Raw genomic sequence first — 23,796 nt, forward strand, 5'->3', positions numbered from 1 at the left:
ATCTTTTGATCGTAAAAAACAAAATCAAGAGATCGCAGCCTCGTTGCACTCGACAGCTCCTACACTTCAGGCCAGACCCGCTCGCCGCCGCCCGGCGCTTGCGTCCAGGCCTGCAGCGATCGCGTCGGCAAGTCGAAATAGTCCCGGGTGCGCGCATAACCATGGCCGCCCATGCGCCCGATGGCATCCAGCCCCAGCTGATCGATGTACAAGGTTTTCGGGTCGATCAACTCATCGCGCACGTGCGCCATCAAGACCTCACCAAAAATAATCTCTCGCGACTGACCGATGTTAAGCGCCATCATCCGCCGACACTCCAGTGCCACCGGTGCTTCACCGATGCGTGGGCATTTGACGGTGGTGCCGGCAATCGCCGTCAGTCCCGCCGCCGTCAATTCATCGAACCCCGGTGCAAACGGCACGGCACACACATTCATTGCTTCCACCAGCGCATCGCTGACGATGTTCACGGTGAATTCCTGATTCAACTGAATGTTGCGCGTGGTGTCCTTCGGGCTCTGGTCGCCGTAATTCTCCACGCCCAGCGCCAGAATCGGTGGATCCGCCGACAGCGCATTGAAGAAGCTGAACGGCGCGGCGTTGACCCGGCCCTCGCCATCAATGGTAGTGACCAGGGCGATCGGCCGGGGCACCACACTGCCGATCAGGATTTTGTATTTTTCCCGTGGGCTGAGCTGGCTGAAATCGAAACTGTGCATGGCAGAACTCTCTAGGAAAGTGGATCGATTGCGCTCAATGGCGCGTCGGCGCTGTAGTCATCGGCGAACGGAATGGCCGGCTGGAACAGGCTTTTCCAGTCCGGTCGGGCAAAGGCTCGCTCGCTGTGGCTGCGCATCAGTTTTTCGTATTGGCGTTGCGCCTGGCGTTGCAGGGCGGGGTAGTCGACACCGTTGACCTGACCGTCGTGCATCACGCAGCGACCGTCGATGTAACTGGCGATGCAGTCGTCGCCACGCCCGGCCAACAGCAGGTTTTTCAGCGGATCGAACAAGGGCCCCAAGTGCAGACCGCGCAGGTTGAACACAGTGATGTCGGCCTTGGCACCGGGCGCCAGACGTCCGAGGTCATCACGACCCAGCGCCCGCGCACCACCAAGGGTGGCGGCGTTGTAGAGGTCGAGACTACTGGTCAGCGCCGAACCACCCTCCATCAACCGCGCGATGTGCAAACCGTGGCGCATGTTTTCCAGCAGATCGGCCGGCCAGGTATCCGTGCCGAGGGCAAAATTGATGCCCTTGGCCCGATAACGTCCGAAGGCATTCAGCGCCTCGCCATCGCGGGCGAACACCAGCGGGCAATGCACCAGACTCGCGCCGCCATCGATGACCCGCTGCAAGTCGTCATCGCCCGTGGTGTAGATGCCGTGCGGTAACAGGCTGCGCGGCGTGAGCAAGTCCAGCTGCTGCAACCAACCCAGCGGTGAACAACCGTGCAGTTGCTCGACCATCGCGACCTCGCCAAGCCCCTGGCAGCAGTGCAGGCGCACTGGCGCTGCAAGTTCGCGGCTTAAAGCAGCGGTGCGTTGCAGTAACCCTTGCGTACAGGTCTGGATGCGGTCCGGCAGCAACGCGCCGCGAATCAGCCCGCCGTGGGCACCGTCGAAATCCTGGAAAAATCGTTCAGCCGCTGCCAGCCCGGCCAACCCCTGGCCTCATCAAAGTGATGCCCCAGGGTTGCGTCTGCACGCCAGTAGCTCATGCCGCTCATGTAGCAAGGGCCGAGGTAGGTCCGCAGGCCCAGCTCGCCGGCAACCTGGGCGACGGCGGCAAACTCGTCGTAGGTTTCCGCCCACTCGCGGTAGTACATCGAGGTGATCGGCATCGCTGTGGTGATGCCGTTGCGGATCAACTGGGTAAAGGCATAGCGGTATTTGAATACCTCTTCTTGCAGGCTGTAAGTCTCACGTGGGCCAGCGGCCAGATACTCGGAAGACCACATGCGCCCCATGCTGCGTTCGTCGCCGTTATCCAGGGTCAACACCGTGGAGTCGAGATCGCCCAGCGCATCGAGATCGATAAAACCCGGGCCGATCAACGCATTGCCGTAATCGATCCACTGATCCACCGGCCCCGTATAACCCCGTCCGACGAACTCGATGCGCGACCCAGCGAACACCACTTCGCCGTCGCGCCACAGCACATGCCGGGAGCCGTCGAAACCGACCACACAAGCTGCTTTGAGGCCGATGATGGTTGCCCGGCGACTCACAGGCGACTGTCCAGCAATCGTCCATCGCAGGCAATCAACTGGCCCTGGCGATAAACCTGGCGCAATGGCCGCGCGACCACTGCTTCGCCCAGGGTCTGTACCGGCATCAACAGGAAGTCCGCCGGGCGGCCGAGCTCCAAGCCGTAGTGTTCGATGCCTAATGCGCGGGCGCCATTGACGGTCGCGGCATCGAACGCGGCGGTCAGTTCATCGTCCTTGTTCAGGTCGAAACGAAAGGCGAGAAGCATCGCCCGTTCCAGCATGTCGCCGTTGCCCATGGGCGACCAGGCGTCGCGGATACCGTCGGAACCCAGGCACATGTTGACCCCGACCTGGCGTAACGCGAGGAACGGTGGCACTGCGCAGTCCGCTGGCGCCGAACTCATCAGCGAAATACCGAGGGCAGCCAGACGCTCGGCCACGGGTTTGACCTGGTTCCAGGGCAACATGCCAAGGCAGTAGGCATGACTGATCATTACCTGTCCCTGGCGTGCGAAACGCTCGGTGTAGTCGGCAATCAGGGCGATCTGCCACAGGCCCAGTTCGCCTTTGTCATGCAGGTGGATGTCCACCCCACGGTCGAATTCGCTGGCGAGCTTGAACACGAAGTCGAGCTGGGCGACGGGATCATTGTCGATGCCACAGGGGTCCAGGCCGCCGACGTTTTCCACGCCCAGGGTCATGGCTTCGCGCATCAGGTCGGCAGTGCCGGGGCGGCTGATCAGGCCGGTTTGCGGGAACACCACCAGTTGCAGGTCGATGAGGTCGCGGTAGCGCTCGCGCAGTTGCTGCATGGCTTCGACGTGGCGCAGGCCGAACTCAGGGTCGATGTCGACGTGACAGCGCATGGTCAGCGAGCCGCGTGCGATGCAGTTTTCCAGAAGTGCGCCAGCCCGGTGGGCGATGGGCGAGTCGACTTCACGCAGGACGCTTCGCTCGTTGGCAATGTAGTCCTTCAGAGTCGGCCCGGCGCTGTTCGGGCGCCAGGGCTGGCCCCAGAGGGTTTTATCGAGATGCACATGGCTTTCCACCAGGGCCGGGGTGAGCAGTTGATGACCGCCGTCGATGTCGGTGGCGCTGAGCGCTGCGTTTGTTGCCGGGCGGCGTTGCTTGAGCAGGCCGTCTTCGATCAGCAGGTCTTCAGCGGGGGCGCCGTAGGGGCGCACGTTGCGTAGCCATTGGATCATTACGTATCTCCGGATCTTGTGAGGTCAGAGTTGGCTCCATAGCGAGCAAGGTCACTCCCACAAGGGACCCGTGGGGGCCAGGCCCCCTGTGGGAGCGAGCTTGCTCGCGAAGGCCGCACCTCGGTTTCAAATCAGGCACTCAACCCTTGAGCTTCGACCAGATCCGATCCTGCAGCTCGCGCGCCTTGTTGCTGCATTCCTTCTCGGGGCGCAAACGCGAGGCGTATTCCTCGGGCATGTTGATCGCGTCCATGACCTTCCATTTCGGATCGAGCAACTGATCACTCTGAATGCCGTTGGCGTAGGCAATGGCGTTGGACACGGCCGCCGCGTTTTCCGGTTTCATCATCCAGTCGATGAAGATCTTCGCGTTGCCCGGATGCGGTGCGCTTTTCGGCACGGCAAAGTTGTCCTGGAACATCGCCACGCCTTCACGCGGATACACGTACTTGATCGTGCTTTTCTGCAAGGTGGCCCGCGCGGTAGAACCGTTCCAGTTCTGCATCATGATCACCTCGCCGGAAGCCATGCGGTCGACAGTGTTGTCGGAGCTGTACATCTTCAAGAACGGCTTTTGTTTTTGCAGCAATTCAAGGATGCGCTTGGCGTCCTGCGGGTTTTCGCTGCATTCGTCGACGTTCAGGTAATGGCTGGCGGCATTGATCACGCTGCTCGACGTATCCAGCGCGGCGAGCTGGCCTTGCAGCTCTTTGCGCGGTTCGAAGAACTCCTTCCATGAATCATCCAGCTTGCCGCCCGGCACCCGCGCACTGTCATAGGAAAACCCGGTGGTGCCCCACAGATACGGCGCCGAGAACTTGCGGCCGGGGTCGAACCCCGGATCGCGGAACGGCCCTTTGACGTACTGAAAGTTGCTCAGGGTCGGCGTGTCGATTTCCATCAGCAGATCCTGTTTGATCAGCGTCTGCATGATGGATTGTGACGGTACGATCACGTCATACGCGGCGCCCCCGGCCTGCAACTTGGCGAGCAGGGTCTCGTTGCTGTCGTAGCCGTCCATGGTGACCTTGATGCCGGTTTCTTTCTCGAATTTGGCCAGCAGGTCGACCGGGTAGTAATCGGTCCAGTTGTAGAAGAACAGCTCCTTGGGCTCGGCGGCTTGCGCAGTAAAAACCGTCAGGCAACTGAGTGCCAGACCGGCGACGCCATACCGCAGGGTTTTCATTTTCATGACAGAACACTCCAGGCTCATTGGTTTTTGCCGCGCTGACCCAGCCAGAAGGCCAGGACCACCAGCACGATGGAAATCACCAGCATCAGGGTCGAAATCGCATTGATCTCCGGCGTCACGCCGGCCTTGATTGCGGAGAAGATGTACACCGGCAGGGTTGTGGATCCCGGGCCGGCGACGAAGAAAGTCATGATGAAATCGTCGAGGCTGACCACGAACGCCAGCACCGCACCGGACAACACCGCCGGCCACAGCAGTGGCAAGGTCACGCGGCGAAACACCTGCCACGGATTGGCGTACAGATCGTTCGCCGCTTCCAGCAGGCTCTTGTCCAGATCGTTGAGCCGCGCCCGAATCGGTAAATAAGCGAAGGGAATGCAGAAGCCAATGTGCGCAACGATCACTGTCAGCAACCCGAGCTTGATGCCCAAGGCCATGAACAGCAGCAGCGTGGCCACCGCAGTGACGATTTCCGGCAGGATCAGCGGCAGATTGATCCCGCCCTCGACCATTTTCTGTCCGTAGAAAGGTCGATAGGTCGCCAGCGCCGCCAGCAGCGCAATCGCCGTGGCGCACACCGTGGCGATGGTTGCGACGATGATCGAATTCAGCGCCGCGGTCTGAATCGACGGGTTGGCCAGAATCCGTCCGTACCAGGCAAAGGAGAACTCGGTCCACACCGTCGCCGAGCGGTTGGCGTTGAAGCTGTAGGCGATCAACACAAAGATCGGCAGATACAGATAAGCCAGAATCAGCAGGCTGATTTCACGGGTTGCCGGGAGTTTTTTCAGGTGCAGAGAAATCATGCTTTGGCTCCCCGATTCAGGGTCTTCGACGTATGGCGGCTGTAGAGGGCGTAGAGCACCAGCGACACCAGCAGAATCGCCAGCAACAGGAACGACAGCGAACTGCCCAGCGGCCAGTTGCGCGCGGTGCCGAACTGCTGCTGGATAAGATTGCCGATCATCAGCGTCTTGCCGCCGCCGAGAATCGCCGGGGTGATGAAGGCGCCCAGACTCGGCACGAACACCAGCAGCGCACCGGCAATCACGCCCGGCATCGACAGCGGCAGGATGATCCGCCGCAAGGCGTGCCAGCGGTTGGCGCCGAGGTCGTAGGCGGCTTCGACCAGACGCCAGTCGAGTTTTTCCAGGGTCGAGTAGATCGGCAGGATCATGAACGGCAGAAAGCTGTAGACCAGGCCGACGCTCACCGCGAAATCGTTGTAGAGCAGGGTGATGCCGCCGGCACTCGGGAACAGCGCGTTAAGACTCTGTGCGACCCAACCGTGTTCGCGCAGGATGATCAGCCACGCGTAGTTGCGGATCAGCAGGTTGGTCCAGAACGGAATGGTGATGAGCAACACCATCAGATTGCGTCGACGCGGGGTCAGGCTCGACATCCACAGCGCCACCGGAAAACCGAACAGAAAGCACAGTACGGTCGTGCCACCGGCCTGCAGCACCGAACGTAACAGCGCTTGCGCGTAGACCCAGTTCAGTTCGAGTTCGCCATCAAAACCTTCCTGGAAAAACAGTTGCACGTAGCTTTGCAATTGCCAGTCGGCCTGCCAGTCGACTCCGCCGTAGACGTTGCGCGGCAGGAGGCTGATGTAGCCCATGATGCCCAGGGGAATGGCGATCAGGGCGAGCAAGGTAAGGACCACCGGGCTGAGCAACAGCGCACGGCTCAAGGCGGGGGAAGTGCTGCTGACGCTCATCTCAGGCCTCCATCAACAGGCAGGCGTGGGGCGGCAGATGCACGGCGACGCGTTCACCGACCGCGCGGCCACGGTTCAGGCCTTCGTTGTTTTCGCGCAGCATGACTTTGATGTCATTGTTCAAACGGCACTGGTACAGCGTTGCGGTGCCGACATAGAGCACCGCTTCGATGACGCCACGCAGGTGATGTGGCTGGCTGGCGTCGACCAGTTGCGAACGCTCGGGCCGAAACGCCAGTTGCACGCTGCTGCCGTCGAAACCCTGCGGCGGGCAGGCAATCTCCACTGGCATGCCGTTGGGCACGAACAGCTTTTCGTTGTGCTCGCCGTGTTTCAGGTGGCCGGGAAGGAAGTTGATATCGCCGATAAACTGCGCGACAAAGCGGTGTTTTGGATGCTCGTAGATATCGGTCGGGGTGCCGATCTGCAAGATCTTGCCGGCCGACATCACGGCGATGCGATCGGACAGCGTCAGCGCTTCTTCCTGATCGTGGGTGACAAAGATGAAGGTGATGCCGGCTTCTTTCTGCACACGCTTGAGTTCGACCTGCATTTCCTTGCGCAGCTTTAGGTCGAGCGCCGAAAGCGGCTCATCCAGCAACAGCACTTTCGGTTTCGGCGCCAAGGCCCGGGCCAGCGCCACGCGTTGCTGTTGGCCACCGGACAACTCCGAAGGTTTGCGATTGGCCAGATGCTCCATTTGCACCAGCGCGAGCATCTCGTTGAGCCGATCCGGGATCAACTTGCGATCAAGACCCTGCATCTCAAGCCCGAAGGCGATATTCTGCGCCACACTCATGTGCGGAAACAGCGCGTAACTCTGGAATACCGTGTTGACCCGGCGTTTGAACGGCGGCAGGTCATTGACCGGCTCGCCGGCCAGACGAATCTCGCCTTCACTGACGTGTTCGAAGCCGGCGATGGTGCGTAGCAGAGTGGTTTTGCCGCAGCCGGAAGGGCCGAGCAGGGTGAAGAACTCGTTGTCGGCGATGTTCACCGAAACATTGTCGAGGGCCGGCGCGAGGCCAGGATCGTCAGAGTACCGTTTGGAGACGTTGCGCACTTCAATTGCTATTGGTTGACCCATAATGGTGCAATCCTCTATTTATTGTATGCAATATCTGAATGCAATTTAGAAATACCCGGATTAATCTGCGTGTGCAACCCCCTTTTTTCCGGCTGTTCATTCGCCAGGGCAGCGTTGCCAGCACCTAAAGGAGTTTTTCAATGACCGAGAAGAAACTGGAAACCACGGTCGACCGCGTCTACCAAGGGGTTTACGAGGCGATCAGCAAGCGTTCGCTGCGTCCGGGGATGAAGCTGGGCGAGGCCTCGCTGGCCGAGTTATTTAATGTCAGCCGCACATCGGTTCGCGCCGCGCTGAAGCAATTGGAGGCCGACGGACTGGTCACCACCGAGCCCAATAAAGGTGCGTCGGTGTCGCTGCCGAGCAATGAAGAAATCCGTTCGCTGTTCGAAACCCGCCGTCTGATCGAGATCGGCATCGTCACCGAACTGTGCCGGCGCAAGGACACGGCGGCGATGCAGGATTTGCGCGAGCACCTGCTGCTGGAAGATGAAGCCCACGCCGCCGGTGACCACGAACGGCTGATTCATCTGCTCGGCGAGTTCCACATCAAACTGGCACGCAGCCTCAACAATCCGGTGCTGCTGGACTGGTTCCAGAAGCTGATTTCCCGCGCGTCGCTGTACGCTGCGGCGCTGGATGACGACAGCCACGAAGCTTGCCGCGATGACGAACACCTGCGACTGCTCGAGTACATCGAGGCGGGCAATCAGAGCGCGGCGATTGAATTGACCTGCATGCACCTCAATGGCATCGAAAAAGCCATTCTCGACGTCGCCGCCAAGATGAAAACTGGCTACCATCCGCTCAAGCATCTGATTGAAGTGTGATGATCTGGAAATTCAGGCAGGAGCTACCGCAGGCAGCGATCTTTTGATCTTGTTTGGCTAGCGCCAGGATCAAAGGATCGCAGCCTCGTTTCTCTCGACAGCGCCTGCGCGTGCTTCAAATCGCTACGATGTGCTTGTAGGCAATGAAACCATTGGCGCCGCGTATGCTCGAAGCAGACAGGTGTCATTTCAGGGACTAAAGAGTCAGTCGATGCAGTTTCTAGACGCAAGCCACGGGTGTGCCGGCTGGAACGGTGAGATGGCCGGACGCATTCGTGCATTCGACTGGAGCCTGACCGAGCTTGGGCCTGTCCAGAATTGGCAGAAAAGCCTGTGCAGCACCGTGCAGTTGATGCTTGCGTCGCCCTTGCCAATGGTCATGCTCTGGGGCCGGGCCGGGTACATGATCTACAACGACGCCTACTCGGAATTCGCTGGCGGCCGCCATCCTTACCTGCTGGGCTCTCCGGTGGAGCTGGGTTGGCCGGAAGTCGCCGAATTCAACCGGCATGTGGTGGACACGTGCCTGGGCGGGGGCACCTTGTCCTATCAGAACAAGGAACTGGTGCTGTTACGCAACGGGGTCCCCGAAGACGTCTGGCTCGATCTCTATTACAGCCCGGTGGCCAATGACGAGGGTCGGCCCGCAGGCGTCATGGCGATGGTGGTGGATACCACCGACCATGTCATTTCCGAGCGCCGGCGCCGGGCGGCTGAAGATGCCTATCGCGCCGATAACGAGCGGGTCCGCCTGGCACTGAATGCCGGGGCCTTGCTGGGCTCCTTCGTCTGGGACCTCAAGGCCGACATTCTTTCCGGCGACGACCGATTCGCCCGCACATTCTCCTTTCCGCCAGGCTACGACCTGTCCAACCTGCCCAGTGCCGTCGCTGAATCGCGGATTCACCCCGAGGACGTAGGCTGGGTCCGTGAGCAGGTTAAGCAGGCGCAGAAGACCGGTGAACCCTTTAACGCCGAATACCGCGTGCTGCGGCCCGACGGCAGCCATCTGTGGGTGCTGGCCAGCGGCGCTTGCGAGTTCGACGAAAGGGGCGAACCGTTGCGCTTCCCCGGAGTGCTGATCGACATTCATGTGCGCAAGACGGCTGAAGAATCACTGCTCAAGTTCACCCGCAATCTGGAACAACGTGTCGCTGAAGAGGTCGGCGCGCGGCTGCAGGCCGAGGAGCAATTGCGTCAGTCGCAGAAGCTCGAAGCCATCGGTGGCCTCACGGGTGGCGTAGCTCACGACTTCAATAACCTGCTGCAGGTGATCGCCGGCAACCTGCACCTGCTGGCGCGGCATGAGCCGGACAACGCCAATGTGCAACGTCGGGTCAAGGCCTCGATTGCAGCGGTCGAGCGCGGGGCCAAGCTGTCCTCGCAACTGCTCGCGTTTGCCCGGCGCCAGCCTTTGTCCCCGGCGGTCTACGACCCACGGCAAATCTTCGAAGGCCTGGCCGAGTTGCTGCAGCGAGCGCTGGGCGAAACCTTGCAGATCGATGTGCGGGTCCCGCAAGAGTCCTGGCATCTCAACGTTGACCGTAATCAGTTGGAAAACGCCATCCTCAACCTGGCAATCAATGCCCGGGACGCCATGCGGGGCGAGGGCACGGTGATACTCAGCGCCGAAAATGTTGCACTGGACCGCCAGTTCTGTGCCGGCAAGGGCATTGTCGCCGGCGATTATGTGCGGGTTGCGGTAGTTGACACGGGTGTTGGCATGCCCCCCCAGGTGCTGGCGCAGGCGTTTGAACCCTTTTTCACTACCAAGGCGGATGGCCAGGGCACCGGGTTGGGCCTGAGCATGGTGTTCGGCTTCGTCAAGCAAAGCGGCGGGCATATCGAGATGTCCAGCTTTGAAGGCCAGGGCACTCGGGTCGAGCTTTATTTTCCGCGGTGCCTGCGCGGGCTGTCTGTTGAATCAGCGGTGCACGACGCGCAGCATCCAGGCGGCCACGAAACTGTCCTGGTGGTGGAGGATAACGAGGCGGTGCGCGCCGCGGCCGTGGAGCTGCTGCACGAGGAGGGTTACAAGGTGCTGATCGCTGCCAACGGGGACATCGCCATGCAGATGTTGCTGGAAGGCGTAGCGGTGGATCTGATTTTCACTGACGTGGTCATGCCCGGGCTGATCAAGAGCTCGGACCTGGCCGCCTGGGCCAAGGTCCAGAAACCGCCGGTTGCGGTGCTGTTCACGTCGGGGCATACCCGCGACATCATTTCGCGCAATCACCAGCTCAGTCCCGATACCCATCTGTTGAGCAAGCCTTATGGGCCGGAAGCGCTGACGCGCATGGTCCGTAATGTTCTGAGCGGTTGAAGTGAATTATCGGGATTTGCAAGGAACCAACGTAGGAGCTGGTAAACCTGAGATTAAGCATCCTCAATTCAATCAAGGCAGCCTATGAATTCCGATCCAACCTCCGGCATGGTCCGGGTGCGTGGCGCCCGTGAACATAACCTGAAGAACGTCGACGTCGACATCCCTCGCGATTCGCTGGTGGTGTTCACTGGCGTGTCCGGCTCGGGCAAATCCTCGCTGGCGTTCTCGACCTTGTATGCCGAAGCGCAACGGCGTTATTTCGAGTCAGTGGCGCCCTATGCCAGGCGCCTGATCGATCAGGTGGGTGTGCCGGACGTTGACTCCATCGAAGGCCTGCCGCCTGCCGTGGCGTTGCAGCAACAGCGCGGCACGCCGAGCACGCGCTCGTCGGTGGGCAGCGTGACCACCTTGTCGAGCCTGATCCGCATGCTCTATTCCCGGGCCGGCAGCTACCCGCCCGGGCAACCGATGCTGTACGCCGAAGACTTCTCGCCCAACACGCCACAGGGCGCCTGCCCGGAATGTCATGGTCTTGGTCGCGTGTATGAGGTCACCGAAGCGCTGATGGTGCCCGATCCGAACCTGACCATTCGCCAACGCGCCGTGGCGTCCTGGCCGTTGGCCTGGCAGGGGCAAAACCTGCGCGACATCCTCGTGACCCTGGGCATCGACGTCGATATCCCATGGAAAAAGCTGCCGAAAAAACAGCGCGACTGGATTCTCTTCACCGAAGAAACCCCGACCGTGCCGGTGTACGCCGGGCTGACCCCGGAAGAAACCCGCGTCGCCCTCAAACGCAAGATGGAGCCGAGTTATCAGGGCACGTTTACCGGCGCCCGACGCTACATCCTGCACACCTTCACCCATTCCCAAAGCGCGCTGATGAAAAAGCGGGTTGCGCAGTTCATGCTCGGCAATCCATGCCCGGTGTGCGACGGCAAACGCCTCAAGCGCGAAGCGTTGTCGGTGAAGTTCGCCGGTTATGACATCGGCGAGTTGTCGCAGATGCCCTTGCTGCAGTTTGCCGAGGTGCTGAAACCGGTGGCGGCGCAGACCTATCTGGACCAGGCCGAGGAAGCGGGTGACGTCTTCACGCCAAGCCAAACCCTGGAAGCCCGGGCCCAGCGCGTCGCCCACGGGGCCAGTGCGCATGCCAATGCGCCGGATGTGCGGCATACGCCCAACCTGTCGGTGGAAAAGCGTCTGGCGGCGCAGCGTATCGCTCAGGATCTGCTGGAACGGGTCAGTACCCTGACCGACCTGGGCCTGGGCTACCTGGCACTGGAGCGCAGCACGCCGACCCTGTCCTCCGGCGAGTTGCAACGCCTGCGCCTGGCGACCCAGTTGGGTTCGCAACTGTTCGGCGTGATCTACGTGCTCGACGAACCCTCGGCGGGCCTGCACCCGGCGGACGGCGAGGCGCTGTTCGATGCCTTGCAACGGCTGAAGGCCTGCGGCAATACCTTGTTTGTGGTCGAGCACGACCTGGAAACCATGCGCCGTGCCGATTGGCTGATCGACGTCGGCCCGGCGGCCGGTGAACATGGCGGGCGGATCTTGTACAGCGGGCCACCGGCCGGCCTGGAGCAGGTCAAGGAATCGCAAACCCGCGACTACCTGTTCGCCGAGGCAGCGAGCCAGGCGCGCACCTGCCGCAAGCCAGCCGACTGGCTGCGACTGGAGGGATCACCCGCAACAACCTGGACAACCTCAGTGTGGAGTTTCCACTGGGCTGTTTCACTTCGGTTACCGGTGTTTCGGGGTCGGGGAAATCGAGCCTGGTCAGCCAGGCGCTGCTGGAACTGGTGGGCGCGCACTTGGGACGCCCGGTGGCTGAGAGTGATGCCGAGGAACCGAGCCTGGAGGACGATGCGCCCCAGGTCAGCGGCGGTCAGGTGACTGCGGGGCTGACGTCGATCAAGCGCCTGGTGCAAGTCGACCAGAAACCGATTGGCCGTACGCCGCGCTCGAACCTGGCGACCTATACGGGCCTGTTCGACAGCGTGCGCAAGCTGTATGCCGCCACTGATCAGGCGCGGGCGCAAGGCTACGATGCCGGGCAGTTCTCTTTTAATGTCGCCAAGGGCCGCTGCCCGACCTGTGAAGGCGAAGGTTTTGTCAGCGTCGAGTTGCTGTTCATGCCCAGCGTGTATGCGCCATGCCCAACCTGCCATGGTGCGCGCTACAACCCCCAGACTCTGGCTATCACCTGGCAAGGCTTGAACATCGCCCAGGTGCTGCAGCTGACCGTGGATGAAGCGGTGACGGTGTTTGCCGAGCAGGCTGGCATCCGCCGTTCACTGGACGTGTTGCGTGACATTGGCCTGGGGTATTTGCGCCTCGGCCAGCCAGCCACCGAGCTGTCGGGCGGCGAAGCCCAGCGCATCAAACTGGCTACTGAACTGCAGCGCAACCAGCGCGGCGCCACCCTGTACGTGCTCGACGAACCGACCACCGGGTTGCACCCCGGGATGTCGATCGGCTGATGGAACAGCTCAACACCCTGGTGTCGGCGGGGCATACGGTCATAGTGGTCGAGCACGAGATGCGCGTGGTAGCGCAGAGTGACTGGGTGATTGATATCGGGCCCGGGGCAGGGGATCAGGGCGGTAAAATTGTGGTGGCGGGAACGCCGCTGAAAGTTGCCAAAAGCAGGAAGAGCAAGACTGCACCGTTTTTGGCCAGGACGCTCAACCTGTAGAAGCAGGACCGGAATGAGCATTGCTCCCACCGGTCCTACTCCCACAAACGGTAGATCAAACCCTATCAATCGTACGTCGCACCTTGTCCAGTAGCTCGTTGATCTGGAATGGCTTGACCAGCATTTCCATGCCGTCGCCGAGGAACACCTGGCGGTTGATCGCGTTTTCCGCATAGCCGGTCATGAACAGGATCGGCAACTGCGCGCGCCAGCCTCGGGCTACGTCCGCCAACTCGCGGCCGGTCATGCGCGGCAGGCCGACGTCGGTCAGCAGCAGGTCGATCGACGGGTCGTTCTGCAACCGCTCGAGTGCGCTTTCAATGTCGCCGACCTGGGTGCAGCGGTAACCGGCGTCCATCAGCACCTCAGCGACGAACATGCGCACTGACGGCATGTCCTCGACGATCAGCACGTGCTCGCCATCGCCCTGAGCATCTGCCGTGAGTGGGGGCCTCGCTGGAGGTCGGGTCGGAAGTAGCGGGCAACATGATCGTCACTTCCGTACCGCGTCGAGCCACGCTGCGAATGTGTGCATCGCCACCCGATTGCCGGGCGAAACCATAGATCGTCGACAGCCCCAATCCGGTTCCCTGACCCAGGGGTTTGGTGGTGAAAAACGGATCGAACACCTTATCGATCACGTTGTGATCGATGCCAGTACCGTCATCGCGCACGGCCAGGGCGACATAAGCACCGTCCGCCAGGTTGGGATCACCGTGGGAGAAGGCGGCATAGGTACTGACCCAGATATTACCGCCCTGGGGCAGCGCATCGCGCGCGTTGATCACCAGGTTGAGAACGGCACTTTCCAGCTGGACCGGGTCGACCAGGGCGATCGCCGCCTTGGACGTCAGCTCAAGTTTCAAGGCGATGCGCTCGCCGATAGTGCGCATCAGTAATTCTTCCAGCGAACGCACCTGGGCGTTGATGTCCACCGGCCGGGTGTCCAGTGGCTGCTGGCGGGCAAAAGCCAGCAGGCGATGAGTGAGGGAGGCGGCACTCATGGCAGAGCTCAAGGCGGCTTCGGTATACAACTGGACCTTGTCGGTGCGTGACGCGGCGATGCGCTTCTGGATCAGTTCGAGGCTGGTGATGATGCCGGTCAGCAGGTTGTTGAAGTCATGAGCGATACCGCCGGTGAGCTTGCCCAGCGCGTCCATCTTCTGCACCTGCAGCAGCTGCGCCTTCGGTGCGCGCCCGTTGCGCGACTTCGTTGGCCAGCTGGGTAGTGGCGTCATCCAGGCGCGCCAGATGCGAGCGTTCACGATGACGGTGCTCGGTGACGTCCTCGACGAACACCAGGCTCAGTTCAGGTGTGCGGTAGGGTGAGAGCTGCCATTCGGTCTCGCGGACTTCGCCGTACACGCGCATATTCAGCGTGCCTTTCCAGCGCTCGCCATAGGCCAGTCGCAGGCGCAGTTCATCAATGACCGCGCCCTGGTCCGGGGCAAAACACTCGCGCAGGGCATCCGGGTCGAGGTTGTCCTGCATCAGCTGCGTGAACGCGTGATTGCATTCGTGCACCTTGAGCTGCGCGTCCAGCACCGCGATGGGCGCAGACACATTGACAAAGATCTCCCGAAAACGCGCCTCGCTCTCGCGCAGCGCATTTTCCGTTTCACGCACCCGCAGCAAGGTGCGCAGGGTCGCCAGCAGCACATCCGGGTCCACCGGGTGAATCAGGTAGGCATCCGCGCCAGCGTCCAGGCCGGTGATGATATCGCCAGTCTGGATCGACGCCGCCGACACGTGAATCACCGGCAGCAGGGCGGTGTCGGGGTCGCAGCGTAGCTTGCGCACGATGTCGAAACCGCTCATGTCCGGCAGGTTGACGTCGAGGATAAGCGCATCCAGCGGCTCACTTTCGATCAGCGCCAGCCCCTCAGTGCCGGTGCCAGCCTCCAGCACTTCATAGCCGTGACGCTCCAGCCGCCGGCGCAGGGCGTAGCGGGTGGCGACGTTGTCATCGACGACCAGCAGGCGGATGTCACGTTTCATCGACGGGCTCCATGGCAATTGCCAGCGGGATGATCACGAAAAAAGTCGAGCCCAGGCCCGGCTTGCTCTCCAGGCCGACTTCACCACCGAGCAACTGGGCGAAGCGTTTGCACAGGGACAGTCCGAGCCCGGTGCCGCGAAGGCGCTTCTGCAGCGGTGAGTCGACCTGGGAAAAGTCCTCGAACAATGCGCCATGTAGCTCCGGGGCGATACCTATTCCGGTGTCGCTGACGGCAAAACGTACGTGAGTCGCGTCGTGCAGCCGTGCCGAGACCCGGACTTCGCCGCGGGTGGTGAACTTCAGCGAGTTGGAAATGAAGTTGCGCAGGATCTGTGCGAGTTTCTTGTCATCGGTGTACAGGCGCGGCAGGCCGTTCGGTTCTTCGAAGATCAGATCGACCGCCGTCGCATCGACGATCGGCCGGAACATCCCGCGCAGGGCCGAGAACAGGTCGAACATGTCGAACCATGCCGGGGAAATGCTGATGCGTCCGGCCTCGATTTTCGCCAGGTCGAGCAAGTCATCGACCATGTCGCTCAGCTCGCGAGCGGCAGTGCTGACGAATGCCACCTGCTTGTGTTGCTCGGGGCTGAGCGGGCCGTCGAGTTCATCGGCAAGCAGGCTGTTGATGCTCAGGATCGAACCCAGCGGCGTGCGGAACTCATGGCTCATGTAAGAGAGGAAGCGGCTTTTCAAATCAGAAGCCTGGCGCAATTCCTCTGCCTGGGTGTCGAGTTCGGCGTACAAGGCCAGCACGCCCTGATTGGTCTCATCGAGTTCTTCGCGCAGGGCGGCGGATTCGCTCTGTAACTGCGCGATGAGCGCAGCCTGTTCGGCATTGCTCAAGATGGGCGACTCAGCCATGGGCGGCCTCCAGGGCAACGACCAGCACCGTTACATCGTCGCGCCCGCGACAGAAATCGCGGTGCAGGACGCTGGCTATCACGGCGGGATGGCGGTGCACCAGGCCGGGGTAGTCTTGAAGGTTCCAACGGGACTGTAAGCCGTCGCTGTACATGATCAATAGATGTCCGTTCACGTGAGCATAGTCAAAGGGCTGGGCTTTTCGGTATTGACCGCCAACGATCCCGGGGTGGGACGCCAGGCCGCGTGATTTTCCCGGGGCGATCAGACAGGCACCGATGTTGCCGATGCCGACGAATTTCAGTGCATCGACATCGCCGTCGAACTGTGCAATCGCCAGGGCGCCGCCGCGGGTGCCGATCATGTCGCGATGGATGTCTTCGAGCAGCATCACCGGCGTGGTGAACGGCGCCAAGGCGAAGGTTTGTTCACCCGCACGTGCGGCGCGTTCGGCGTCGTCGCCATGGCCCAGGCCATCGATCACCAGGGCACTGATACGCGAGCCGTCAAAGGCCAGGTGCCAGACATCACCACAGGCGGGGTCGTTGCGCAGGGAATGCTGGCTGACGCCGAACCGCTGGTCCGCAGCCTTGTCGCTGCGTGGGTATAGCCTGGCCAGCAGCACAGCGCCGCGGGCGTCGGCATACACATCAAAGACCTGGGTCTGGCGCGACACCGCGCCCAGGCCGATGCCCTGGGTACCACCGGTAGAAAAACCGTCGGCCAGGCAGGCCTCCAGGTCAAATCCGTTGGCCCGGTCGATAGCGAGCATTTCAATCCCGGCACCGGCTGTGCGAGGCAGCACACGCAGGTGCAACTCACCGCTGGCGGCATGTTTGAGGATATTGCTGGCAAGCTCGGTGGCGACCAGTGCCACGCGCCCGGCATCCGTGGCGTCGAAGCCGTGTTGCTCGGCGAGTTGCTGCGCGGTCCGGCGGGCGTGACCGATCTGGCTGGTGTCTTCGATGGGGAGTACTTGCGTCATCGAACCGCTGATGTTCATACCCATCGTGTGATCGTTATGCGAGTACCCTTGCCGGGCGCGGTATCGAGTTCGAATTCTTCCACCAGGCGTTTGGCGCCGGTCAGGCCAAGGCCCAGGCCACCCCGGACGTCCAGCCGTCGGTCATCGCCAGCTTGATGTCGGGTATGCCCGGCCCCTCGTCGCGGAACACCAGGCGCAGCCCGACCCGGCCGTTTTCATCGAGGATCTGCCAGTCCATGTCACCGCCACCGCCGTAAACCATGGTGTTGCGCGCCAGCTCGCTGACGGCGGTCACCAGTTTGGTCAGATCGATCAGGCGCATGCCGCACTCGGTACACAGTTTGCGCGCGGTCTGACGCGCCAGCACCACGTCCTGTTCGATGTTGATCGCTTGAGTACCGCTGCTGCGCACGCTCATTGCTGGCGTACTCGTTCCTGCAGCAGTTTCATGCCGCGCTCGACGTTCAATGCCGTGCTGACGCCCGGCAACGTCAGGCCCAGCTCGACCAGCGTGATCGCCACGGCCGGTTGCATGCCGACCAGCATGGTTTCGGCATCCATGATTTTCGACAGACCGGAAATCGTGCCGATCATCCGGCCGATGAACGAGTCGACCATGTCCAGCGCCGAGATGTCGATCAAGACCCCGCGCGCCGAGGTTTTGCTGATGCGCTCGGACAAATCATCCTGAAGGGTCAGGGCGAGCTGGTCATGCATGTCGACCTGAATGGTCACCAGCAGAAAGTCGCCCATTTGTAGAATCGGGATACGTTCCATTGGCTCAGACCGCTTTGCCGAGGCTGATGCCCAGGCGTGTCAGCGCGAGTTTCAGCGCGTCGGCCAGATTGGCCTTGGTCACCACGCCTTGCAGGTCAAGCCCGAGGTGGACGATGGTTTGTGCGATCTGCGGGCGCACGCCGCTGATGATGCAATCGGCGCCCATCAGGCGGATGGCCGTGACGGTTTTCAGCAGGTGCTGGGCGACGAGTGTGTCGACGGTGGGCACGCCAGTGATGTCGATAATGGCGATTTCCGAACCGGTGTCGACGATGCGTTGCAGCAGCGATTCCATCACGACCTGGGTGCGTTGCGAGTCCAGCGTACCGATCATCGGCAGCGCCAGAACGCCGTCCCACAGCTTGACCACTGGTGTCGACAGTTCCAGCAGTTCTTCCTGCTGGCGCTTGATGACGGCTTCGCGGGATTTCTGGAAGGTGCGGATAGTGTGCATGCCCAGAGCGTCGAGCAGTTCGGAGACTTCCCACAGTTGTTCGGCCAGCAGTGCAGGGTTGTCCTGATAATGATTTTGCAGCATCGCAAACATCGGACCCTTGAGCGAGAAGATGAAATTGGCGGTCTGATGGGAGTCCTGGCCGAGGAGGGCACGGCTGTGGGACAGCTTCTCGAGGAACTGGCGAATCTCGTCCCAGCCTGGGGCAGTAACGTTCTGACCATTGCCTTGTTCCAGGCCGGCGACGATCAGTTGTAGAAATTGCGCAGTCTGTTGCTTGAGGTCCTGCTCCTTGACGTTGCGCGAGGCACCGTTGGCTTCCAGGCGCTGCGCCCAATCAGCCAGCAGTTGATTCTGGTTGATTTTCATTGCATCGAGTGTGCTGGTCTGCAGTGCTGCCATGTGCCTGAACTCCTTGAAATTATTGGCCGATTACGCGAATTTTGGATCATTGCAAAGCAATGACATTTGCCGTTCGAAATAGTTGTCGTGCTGCGCAGTTATTTATCATCTCACACAGCGTAGGTGATCATGGATGGAACGTTGTTCGAGGCGCAGATTCGAAGCTATAAGGCGAGTGTCTCAGCCTGCCCTGTACTGATGAATGAGGTACCTATGAAAGACGACTCGATGACGCAGCAACAGAATCAAGCGGTGGACCGCAACGATCCGGCGATTGACCCGCAGACCCCCGGTGACAACTCTGCTTCGCAGCAGCAGACCAGCGAGCCGGACAGCGCCGACTCGGCGGTGGATCAGAAGAATCAGCACGACGACAACGACAATGAATTCAGCCCGGGCTTCAAGCCTGAACCGGATCGGGCCAAACCTGGTGATAACACCGATGGCGATATTGATACCGATGGCGGCTAGGCGCGTTGTGGCCACATAAAAAAGGCCGCATCGATTGATGCGGCCTTTTTATTGGAGCGCCTTACTTGTCTGGATGTGCAGCTTGCAGTTCTTTCGCGGCGGCGAGGTGTTTTTCCAGCGCCGGGAGCATTTTCTGTGCAAAGGCTTTCAGTTCGGTGGCGCCTTTGACCTTGTCGTCGGTCACGGTGTTAGCTTCTTTCTTGAACAGCTCGATGGTTTCTTCGTGGGCCTTGACCTGATTATTGGCGTAGGCCGCATCGAAAGACTCATCGCGCATGTCGAGGATTTTTTCCTTGGCTTGCTTGACCAGGGTTGTTGTGTCCGGAACCTTGATGTCGTTGGACTGGGCAATGCTCGCCAGCTCATCGTTGGCCTTGCCGTGATCGGTGATCATCATGTTGGCGAATTCTTTGATGTCAGCCGATGAACTCTTTTCCAGCGCCAGGCGACTGGTTTCGATTTCGGCGATGCCACCCGCAGCGGCATTGTCGACGAAGGTATTGGAAGTGGCAGCGAACGCGCTGCCCATGCCGGTGCTCAAAGCGACAGCCAGCACTAGGTGACGCAGGTTGAATCCGTCCATTGATCATTCTCCACACAGTTTTTATAAGCGATCCGTTGATCGTTAATAAATGGAGCCGGATGAATGGCCAAAGGTTTGATCGTGTTTGCGCCAGCACGACGAACGGACACTCCCGGTATCGACAGGACCCGCCAACCAAGGCCATTCTGATCACTGGCCAGCGCAATCGGTCGCGTTGACCAGCCGATCAATTGACGGAGGTGTTCCATGCCGGTGACCCATGACTTGTTACAGGATTTGAAACTGACGAAGGAAGAGATCCAGCAAAAACGCACCGCGGATCCACATCTGGACGCACTGATCAACAAGTATTCCCAAGCGGATGCCGAGGTAGTCAAGGCCGAGACGGCGACCTCGGATGCACCCAGCGACGACACGCTGAAAAAACTCAAAGAGAAACGCTTGCAAGTCAAAGACAAGATCGTCGAGCAATTACAGGCCAGGTAGCGACCCTGACATGCAGGAGCCTGCAACTGGCCGGCTCCTGCAAGGTCCGATTATTGGAGCGCCTTCGCCAAAGGCAACCGCACCATGTGATCGGCCTTCAGCGAACCAAAATACAACCACTCGCCATATTCGCGCACGGTGGTGATCGGCGAATAATTGTCGCGACTCCCGTCCTGCAGATTGGCGATCACCTGTCCTTGCACATCCAGACCCAGAGCAAACCCGCGCTTTTCTACTGGCTTTGGCAGCACGCTCATGGCCCGGGCAATCATTTTTCGCACGAAGGGGTGCGGCGCCGTGGCATCCAGCAGGGCGTTACGCGGGGCGTAGAGCGCCACCCAGAAACGGTTTTCGCCGTTGAACGACAGGTTGTCGGGCATACCTGGCAGGTTGTCGATAAACACATCATGAGTGCCCGCTTTCGGACCGCTCAACCAGTAGCGGCTGATGCGATAGGCGCCCGTTTCGTTGACCAGCACAAAGCTCTCGTCCGGGCCCAGCGCTACGCCGTTGGCGAACTCCAGCTTGTCCAGTAGCACGGCGGTCTTGCCGGTCTGGAAGTCGTAGCGCAGCAAGCGCCCGTCGCCGCCATGCTCGATGATGGCATCGCCATCGCTGCCATAACCGAACCGGCTGGAAGCGTCGCTGAAATAGGCATAGTGCCCGGACTTGTCGATGGCCACGTCGTCGGTAAAACCCAAGGGCACACCCTTGGCCTCAGTGACCAATGGAATCAGGCGCCCCTGGGCATCCAGGGATAACAAGCCCTTGACCCCGTCGGCAATCACCAGCAAACCGTTGGGATGTCGCGCCAGGCCCAATGGCCGGCCTCCAGTGTCTGCCAGGACCTGGGTGAACTTGCCGTCGAGGCTGGTACGGATCAACCGACCGTCGTGCAGCCCGGTGATCAGCGCACTGTCTTCGAGCAGCAAGGCCTCCGGGCCTTCCAGGTGGCCGGCACCCACGGGCTCAACGTCTTTGAGGCGCTGATTGTCTGCGTAGACCCCACTGGTGAGCGAAGGCGCCGGTGGCGGGTTCCAGGCCACCGGTTGCACCTTGGTGGGCATCAACAACAGGAACGCCGCAATAACCACCAGCACCAGCAATACGACATGACGAAACCTTATGGATCGACTCACGCAGTCGCTCCCGTGGGGGCCAGGTGCTGTTGCGCCATTGTGCGCAAGGCCAGCATGGATTGCGCAGACTCGCGGTCAATGCGGCGCTTGAGCAGAAGATGATTGGCCAGGCGCATCGCCAGGCTCTCGAACTGATAGTCCAGGGTGCGGATAAACCGTGTGCCATTGCCCTGGGCCGCGCACTCATAGGTCAGCAGCAGCGACAGGCCGTTATCGCCCTGGGCGCGGGCAATCCAGCGCCGTCCCGGCAAGTATTCCTCGACCACCCAGCTCAGGTGACCTTCACGGCCTCCGGCGCGAATGTCTTCTTCGAAGCGTGACCCTGCATGCAGCGGGCCGGCCTGTCCGTCGACTGTCAGGGACGACGGGTGCCACTCCGGCCAGCGGGTTGCGGCGCTGGCGTAGGCGAGCACCTCAATCGGGTTTGCGGCGATGTCGACTTGATGCTGCATGCGGGTCATGGGCCTACTCGTCTGGGGCGTGGTGAGGTGTTCCGGCTCCCAGTAGAGGGTGCCGAACAGGTAATCCATCAGTGGCAAAACGATGTTGAAGTTGCGCTCTTGCATACGCTCGCGACGGTGATGCAATTCGTGCAGTCGGCGCATCTGGCGAATCCACGGCAGGCGCGTCAATGGATTGCTCGGGGGCAAATGCTCAAAGGCATGAAACACTTCGTATGCCAGATAACCGAGCACCATGCAGCCGCCGAACAGCCCGGCAACGTTGCTGTTCAGCTGCGCGAACAACCACCACAAGGGCAGGGTGATGACCAGTGTATGAATCACGATCAGCCACGCCGGGAACAGAATCACTCGCCAGTCGCGGGCGCTGTCGAAGGTCATGTGGCCGGGAGTGAAGAAGCTGTGATGATCACCCGCGTGGCGGGCGTAGAACATTTTCGCGAAGGTTTTTTTGTGGTGGCCGAGATGGCGATGGACCATGTACACGCCGAAGTTGAACAGCAGCAGGGTCAACGGCACCGTCAACCACTCCAGCGGTCGCACCTGTTGCACGCTGCTCCAGAATGCACCCATGGCCAGCACGCCGAACAGCAGCACGAACGCGCCATGCAGCCACGGGTTGTACAGCGGATGGATGGCCGCACGGTAGCGGCTGCGAAATGCCTCGGTGGTCTGCCTCACTGCGTTCACCCCGGATGATGGTCACCCCAGCAGATTAGCCGATTCCAGGCGTCTGGCCGGATTGATCTCGATGGCACAAATGCCATGCTCCGGTGCAGCGCGTGCTCAGATCAGCGGGTCCCAGCGCTGTGACCAGTCACCATCGCGCTTGATGACTTCGCGTAGCAGATCGAATGCCTGTTGCAGCGTCGCCGAATCGCGGTCGCGGGAATAGACCAGATAGGTCGGGTAGTTGAACTCCGGGGCCTTGGGCACTATTTCCATGACGCCACTCTCCAGGTAGCTCTGGACCACTCGAGTGCGGAAATAGCCGCTGCCACCGTGTTCGAGAATGTATTGCAGGCCGAGCGGGCCGAGGTTGAAGCTCAGCGCCGCCCGGGCATTTTCTGGCAGCGCCGCGTCGTGCTGGCGGCGGAAGTCCGGACCCCAGTCGATATAGACGTAGGGCTCGGGTTTGGCCACCAAGCGCACCAGGATGAGTTTTTCTTCCAGTACCTGCTCAACTTGCAGGCGCGGCCAGTACTCGGGGTGAAACACCAGGGCCGCGTCCAGTAGCCCGAGCTCCAGCTGGCGCAACAAATGTTCGCCATCGCGAACTTCCATGCGCAGCGCATGGCCGGGAATCCCCTTCCGCAGTTCGCCGGCCCAGCCGAGCATCAGCGGGTTACACAGGCTGACCTCTCCACCAATGTGCAGGACATTGTGATAACCCTCGGGCAGCGGCAAATCCCGGCGCGCCGCTTCCCAGGTCTGCACCAGCTGGTTGGCGTACACCACAAAGGCCTCGCCGTTGGGCGTCAGGCGGGCGCCGGCGCGATTGCGCACAAACAGCGTGCTGCCGAGCTGGCTTTCGAGTTTTTGTACCCGTGCAGTGATGGCGGTCTGGGTAACATGCAGCTTCTGCGCTGCGGCGGCGAGGCTGCCGTGACGAACAATTTCGAGGAAGGTGCGGGCGAGGTCGATGTCCATGGGGCGGCCGGTGCGGGAGGTGCAGGCATTGTAGCAACTGTGTTCTCAAGCCAGGCGCCCCCAGTGCACGCCGCACATGCACGGGGGCCTGGAACGTCGCTTAGAATGCAAAACACGAACACCCGAACGCTCCCCAGAAGCCCTGGAAATCACTGACCGGAGCCGAGGACAGCCGCGCCCGCTCATGGCTGTGGGCGTGCACCGCGCAGGCGCCCACACATTGATGAACCTGTGCGGTTAGCGGCGCCAGGGGTTTCCAGTGGCCGGGCACTGTGACCACCGGGGACCATTC

18 protein-coding genes and 5 pseudogenes are annotated in these 23,796 nt (G+C 61.0%); 5 read left to right on the forward strand and 18 right to left on the reverse strand.

All coding sequences use genetic code 11. From position 1 onward, the window contains the following. Positions 1 to 59: 59 nt before the first annotated feature. The 7 genes and pseudogenes from JFT80_RS00280 to JFT80_RS00310 form a co-directional block, all read right to left on the reverse strand. Positions 60 to 719 carry a flavin reductase family protein gene (locus tag JFT80_RS00280; RefSeq protein ID WP_201146532.1) on the reverse strand — a complete coding sequence of 220 codons (660 nt, stop codon included), beginning with the start codon at positions 717 to 719 and terminating at the stop codon, positions 60 to 62. Between the two features lie 11 nt (positions 720 to 730). Continuing rightward, positions 731 to 2,211 (reverse strand): annotated as a pseudogene (locus JFT80_RS00285) (amidohydrolase family protein). A gap of 14 nt (positions 2,212 to 2,225) precedes the next feature. Next, the gene (locus JFT80_RS00290) at positions 2,226 to 3,416 is read right to left on the reverse strand and encodes an amidohydrolase family protein (RefSeq protein ID WP_201146533.1); all 1,191 of its coding nucleotides are present in this window, start codon (positions 3,414 to 3,416) and stop codon (positions 2,226 to 2,228) included. Positions 3,417 to 3,555: 139 nt separating this feature from the next. Beyond that, positions 3,556 to 4,608, reverse strand: coding sequence for an extracellular solute-binding protein (locus JFT80_RS00295; protein WP_201146534.1), 1,053 nt, complete (start codon positions 4,606 to 4,608; stop codon positions 3,556 to 3,558). A 17-nt stretch (positions 4,609 to 4,625) separates the two neighbouring features. Beyond that, on the reverse strand, positions 4,626 to 5,414 hold the full coding sequence (locus JFT80_RS00300; RefSeq protein WP_201146535.1) for an ABC transporter permease: 789 nt from the start codon (positions 5,412 to 5,414) through the stop codon (positions 4,626 to 4,628). Then, a complete protein-coding gene (locus JFT80_RS00305) occupies positions 5,411 to 6,328 on the reverse strand; it encodes an ABC transporter permease (protein WP_201146536.1) in 918 nt (305 codons plus the stop codon). The genes JFT80_RS00300 and JFT80_RS00305 overlap by 4 nt, the downstream gene beginning before the upstream one ends. Before the next feature lies 1 nt (position 6,329). After that, positions 6,330 to 7,415, reverse strand: coding sequence for an ABC transporter ATP-binding protein (locus JFT80_RS00310; protein ID WP_201146537.1), 1,086 nt, complete (start codon positions 7,413 to 7,415; stop codon positions 6,330 to 6,332). A gap of 140 nt (positions 7,416 to 7,555) precedes the next feature. On the opposite strand from JFT80_RS00310, the gene JFT80_RS00315 reads away from it, so the two are divergent. From JFT80_RS00315 to JFT80_RS00325, 3 genes and pseudogenes are all read left to right on the forward strand, one after another. Then, the gene (locus JFT80_RS00315) at positions 7,556 to 8,245 is read left to right on the forward strand and encodes a GntR family transcriptional regulator (protein WP_201146538.1); all 690 of its coding nucleotides are present in this window, start codon (positions 7,556 to 7,558) and stop codon (positions 8,243 to 8,245) included. A gap of 211 nt (positions 8,246 to 8,456) precedes the next feature. Further along, positions 8,457 to 10,568, forward strand: a complete 2,112-nt coding sequence (locus JFT80_RS00320; RefSeq protein WP_201146539.1) for a PAS domain-containing sensor histidine kinase — start codon at positions 8,457 to 8,459, stop codon at positions 10,566 to 10,568. Positions 10,569 to 10,652: 84 nt separating this feature from the next. Then, a pseudogene (locus tag JFT80_RS00325) lies at positions 10,653 to 13,272 on the forward strand (excinuclease ABC subunit A). 55 nt (positions 13,273 to 13,327) lie between these two features. Here the strand turns inward: JFT80_RS00325 and JFT80_RS00330 are convergent. From JFT80_RS00330 to JFT80_RS00355, 6 genes and pseudogenes are all read right to left on the reverse strand, one after another. Further along, positions 13,328 to 15,270, reverse strand: a pseudogene (locus JFT80_RS00330) (response regulator). Beyond that, positions 15,260 to 16,135: a sensor histidine kinase KdpD gene (locus JFT80_RS00335; RefSeq protein WP_201146540.1), complete on the reverse strand. Its 876-nt coding sequence runs from the start codon at positions 16,133 to 16,135 to the stop codon at positions 15,260 to 15,262. The pseudogene JFT80_RS00330 and the gene JFT80_RS00335 overlap by 11 nt, the downstream one beginning before the upstream one ends. Continuing rightward, positions 16,128 to 17,138: an ATP-binding protein gene (locus tag JFT80_RS00340; protein ID WP_201146545.1), complete on the reverse strand. Its 1,011-nt coding sequence runs from the start codon at positions 17,136 to 17,138 to the stop codon at positions 16,128 to 16,130. Before JFT80_RS00340 ends, JFT80_RS00335 begins: the two co-directional genes overlap by 8 nt. Then, a pseudogene (locus JFT80_RS00345) lies at positions 17,135 to 17,538 on the reverse strand (anti-sigma regulatory factor). Before JFT80_RS00345 ends, JFT80_RS00340 begins: the two are co-directional and overlap by 4 nt. Next, positions 17,535 to 17,897, reverse strand: coding sequence for an STAS domain-containing protein (locus JFT80_RS00350; protein WP_025112567.1), 363 nt, complete (start codon positions 17,895 to 17,897; stop codon positions 17,535 to 17,537). Before JFT80_RS00350 ends, JFT80_RS00345 begins: the two are co-directional and overlap by 4 nt. 4 nt (positions 17,898 to 17,901) lie before the next feature. Then, positions 17,902 to 18,753, reverse strand: a complete 852-nt coding sequence (locus tag JFT80_RS00355; RefSeq protein ID WP_201146541.1) for an STAS domain-containing protein — start codon at positions 18,751 to 18,753, stop codon at positions 17,902 to 17,904. 213 nt (positions 18,754 to 18,966) lie between these two features. Between JFT80_RS00355 and JFT80_RS00360 the strand changes: the two genes are divergently transcribed. Next, a complete protein-coding gene (locus tag JFT80_RS00360; protein WP_122840651.1) occupies positions 18,967 to 19,224 on the forward strand; it encodes a hypothetical protein in 258 nt (85 codons plus the stop codon). Between the two features lie 61 nt (positions 19,225 to 19,285). Here the strand turns inward: JFT80_RS00360 and JFT80_RS00365 are convergent, their stop codons facing one another. Then, a complete protein-coding gene (locus JFT80_RS00365) occupies positions 19,286 to 19,807 on the reverse strand; it encodes a DUF4142 domain-containing protein (RefSeq protein WP_201146542.1) in 522 nt (173 codons plus the stop codon). 207 nt (positions 19,808 to 20,014) lie between these two features. Between JFT80_RS00365 and JFT80_RS00370 the strand changes: the two genes are divergently transcribed. Next, on the forward strand, positions 20,015 to 20,254 hold the full coding sequence (locus JFT80_RS00370; RefSeq protein ID WP_201146543.1) for a YdcH family protein: 240 nt from the start codon (positions 20,015 to 20,017) through the stop codon (positions 20,252 to 20,254). Between the two features lie 50 nt (positions 20,255 to 20,304). Here JFT80_RS00370 and JFT80_RS00375 read toward each other — a convergent pair whose 3' ends face one another. The 4 genes and pseudogenes from JFT80_RS00375 to JFT80_RS00390 all read right to left on the reverse strand — a co-directional run. Continuing rightward, positions 20,305 to 21,393: an SMP-30/gluconolactonase/LRE family protein gene (locus JFT80_RS00375; RefSeq protein WP_122840649.1), complete on the reverse strand. Its 1,089-nt coding sequence runs from the start codon at positions 21,391 to 21,393 to the stop codon at positions 20,305 to 20,307. Next, complete coding sequence (locus tag JFT80_RS00380) at positions 21,390 to 22,535, reverse strand: SRPBCC family protein (protein ID WP_201146544.1); 1,146 nt, start codon at positions 22,533 to 22,535, stop codon at positions 21,390 to 21,392. The genes JFT80_RS00375 and JFT80_RS00380 overlap by 4 nt, the downstream gene beginning before the upstream one ends. 105 nt (positions 22,536 to 22,640) lie before the next feature. Continuing rightward, on the reverse strand, positions 22,641 to 23,504 hold the full coding sequence (locus JFT80_RS00385; RefSeq protein WP_122840648.1) for a LysR family transcriptional regulator: 864 nt from the start codon (positions 23,502 to 23,504) through the stop codon (positions 22,641 to 22,643). A 100-nt stretch (positions 23,505 to 23,604) separates the two neighbouring features. Further along, positions 23,605 to 23,796, reverse strand: a pseudogene (locus JFT80_RS00390) (amidohydrolase); the annotation flags it as partial.

Source organism: Pseudomonas sp. TH10, assembly GCF_016651255.1.
Classification (GTDB): Bacteria; Pseudomonadota; Gammaproteobacteria; order Pseudomonadales; family Pseudomonadaceae; genus Aquipseudomonas.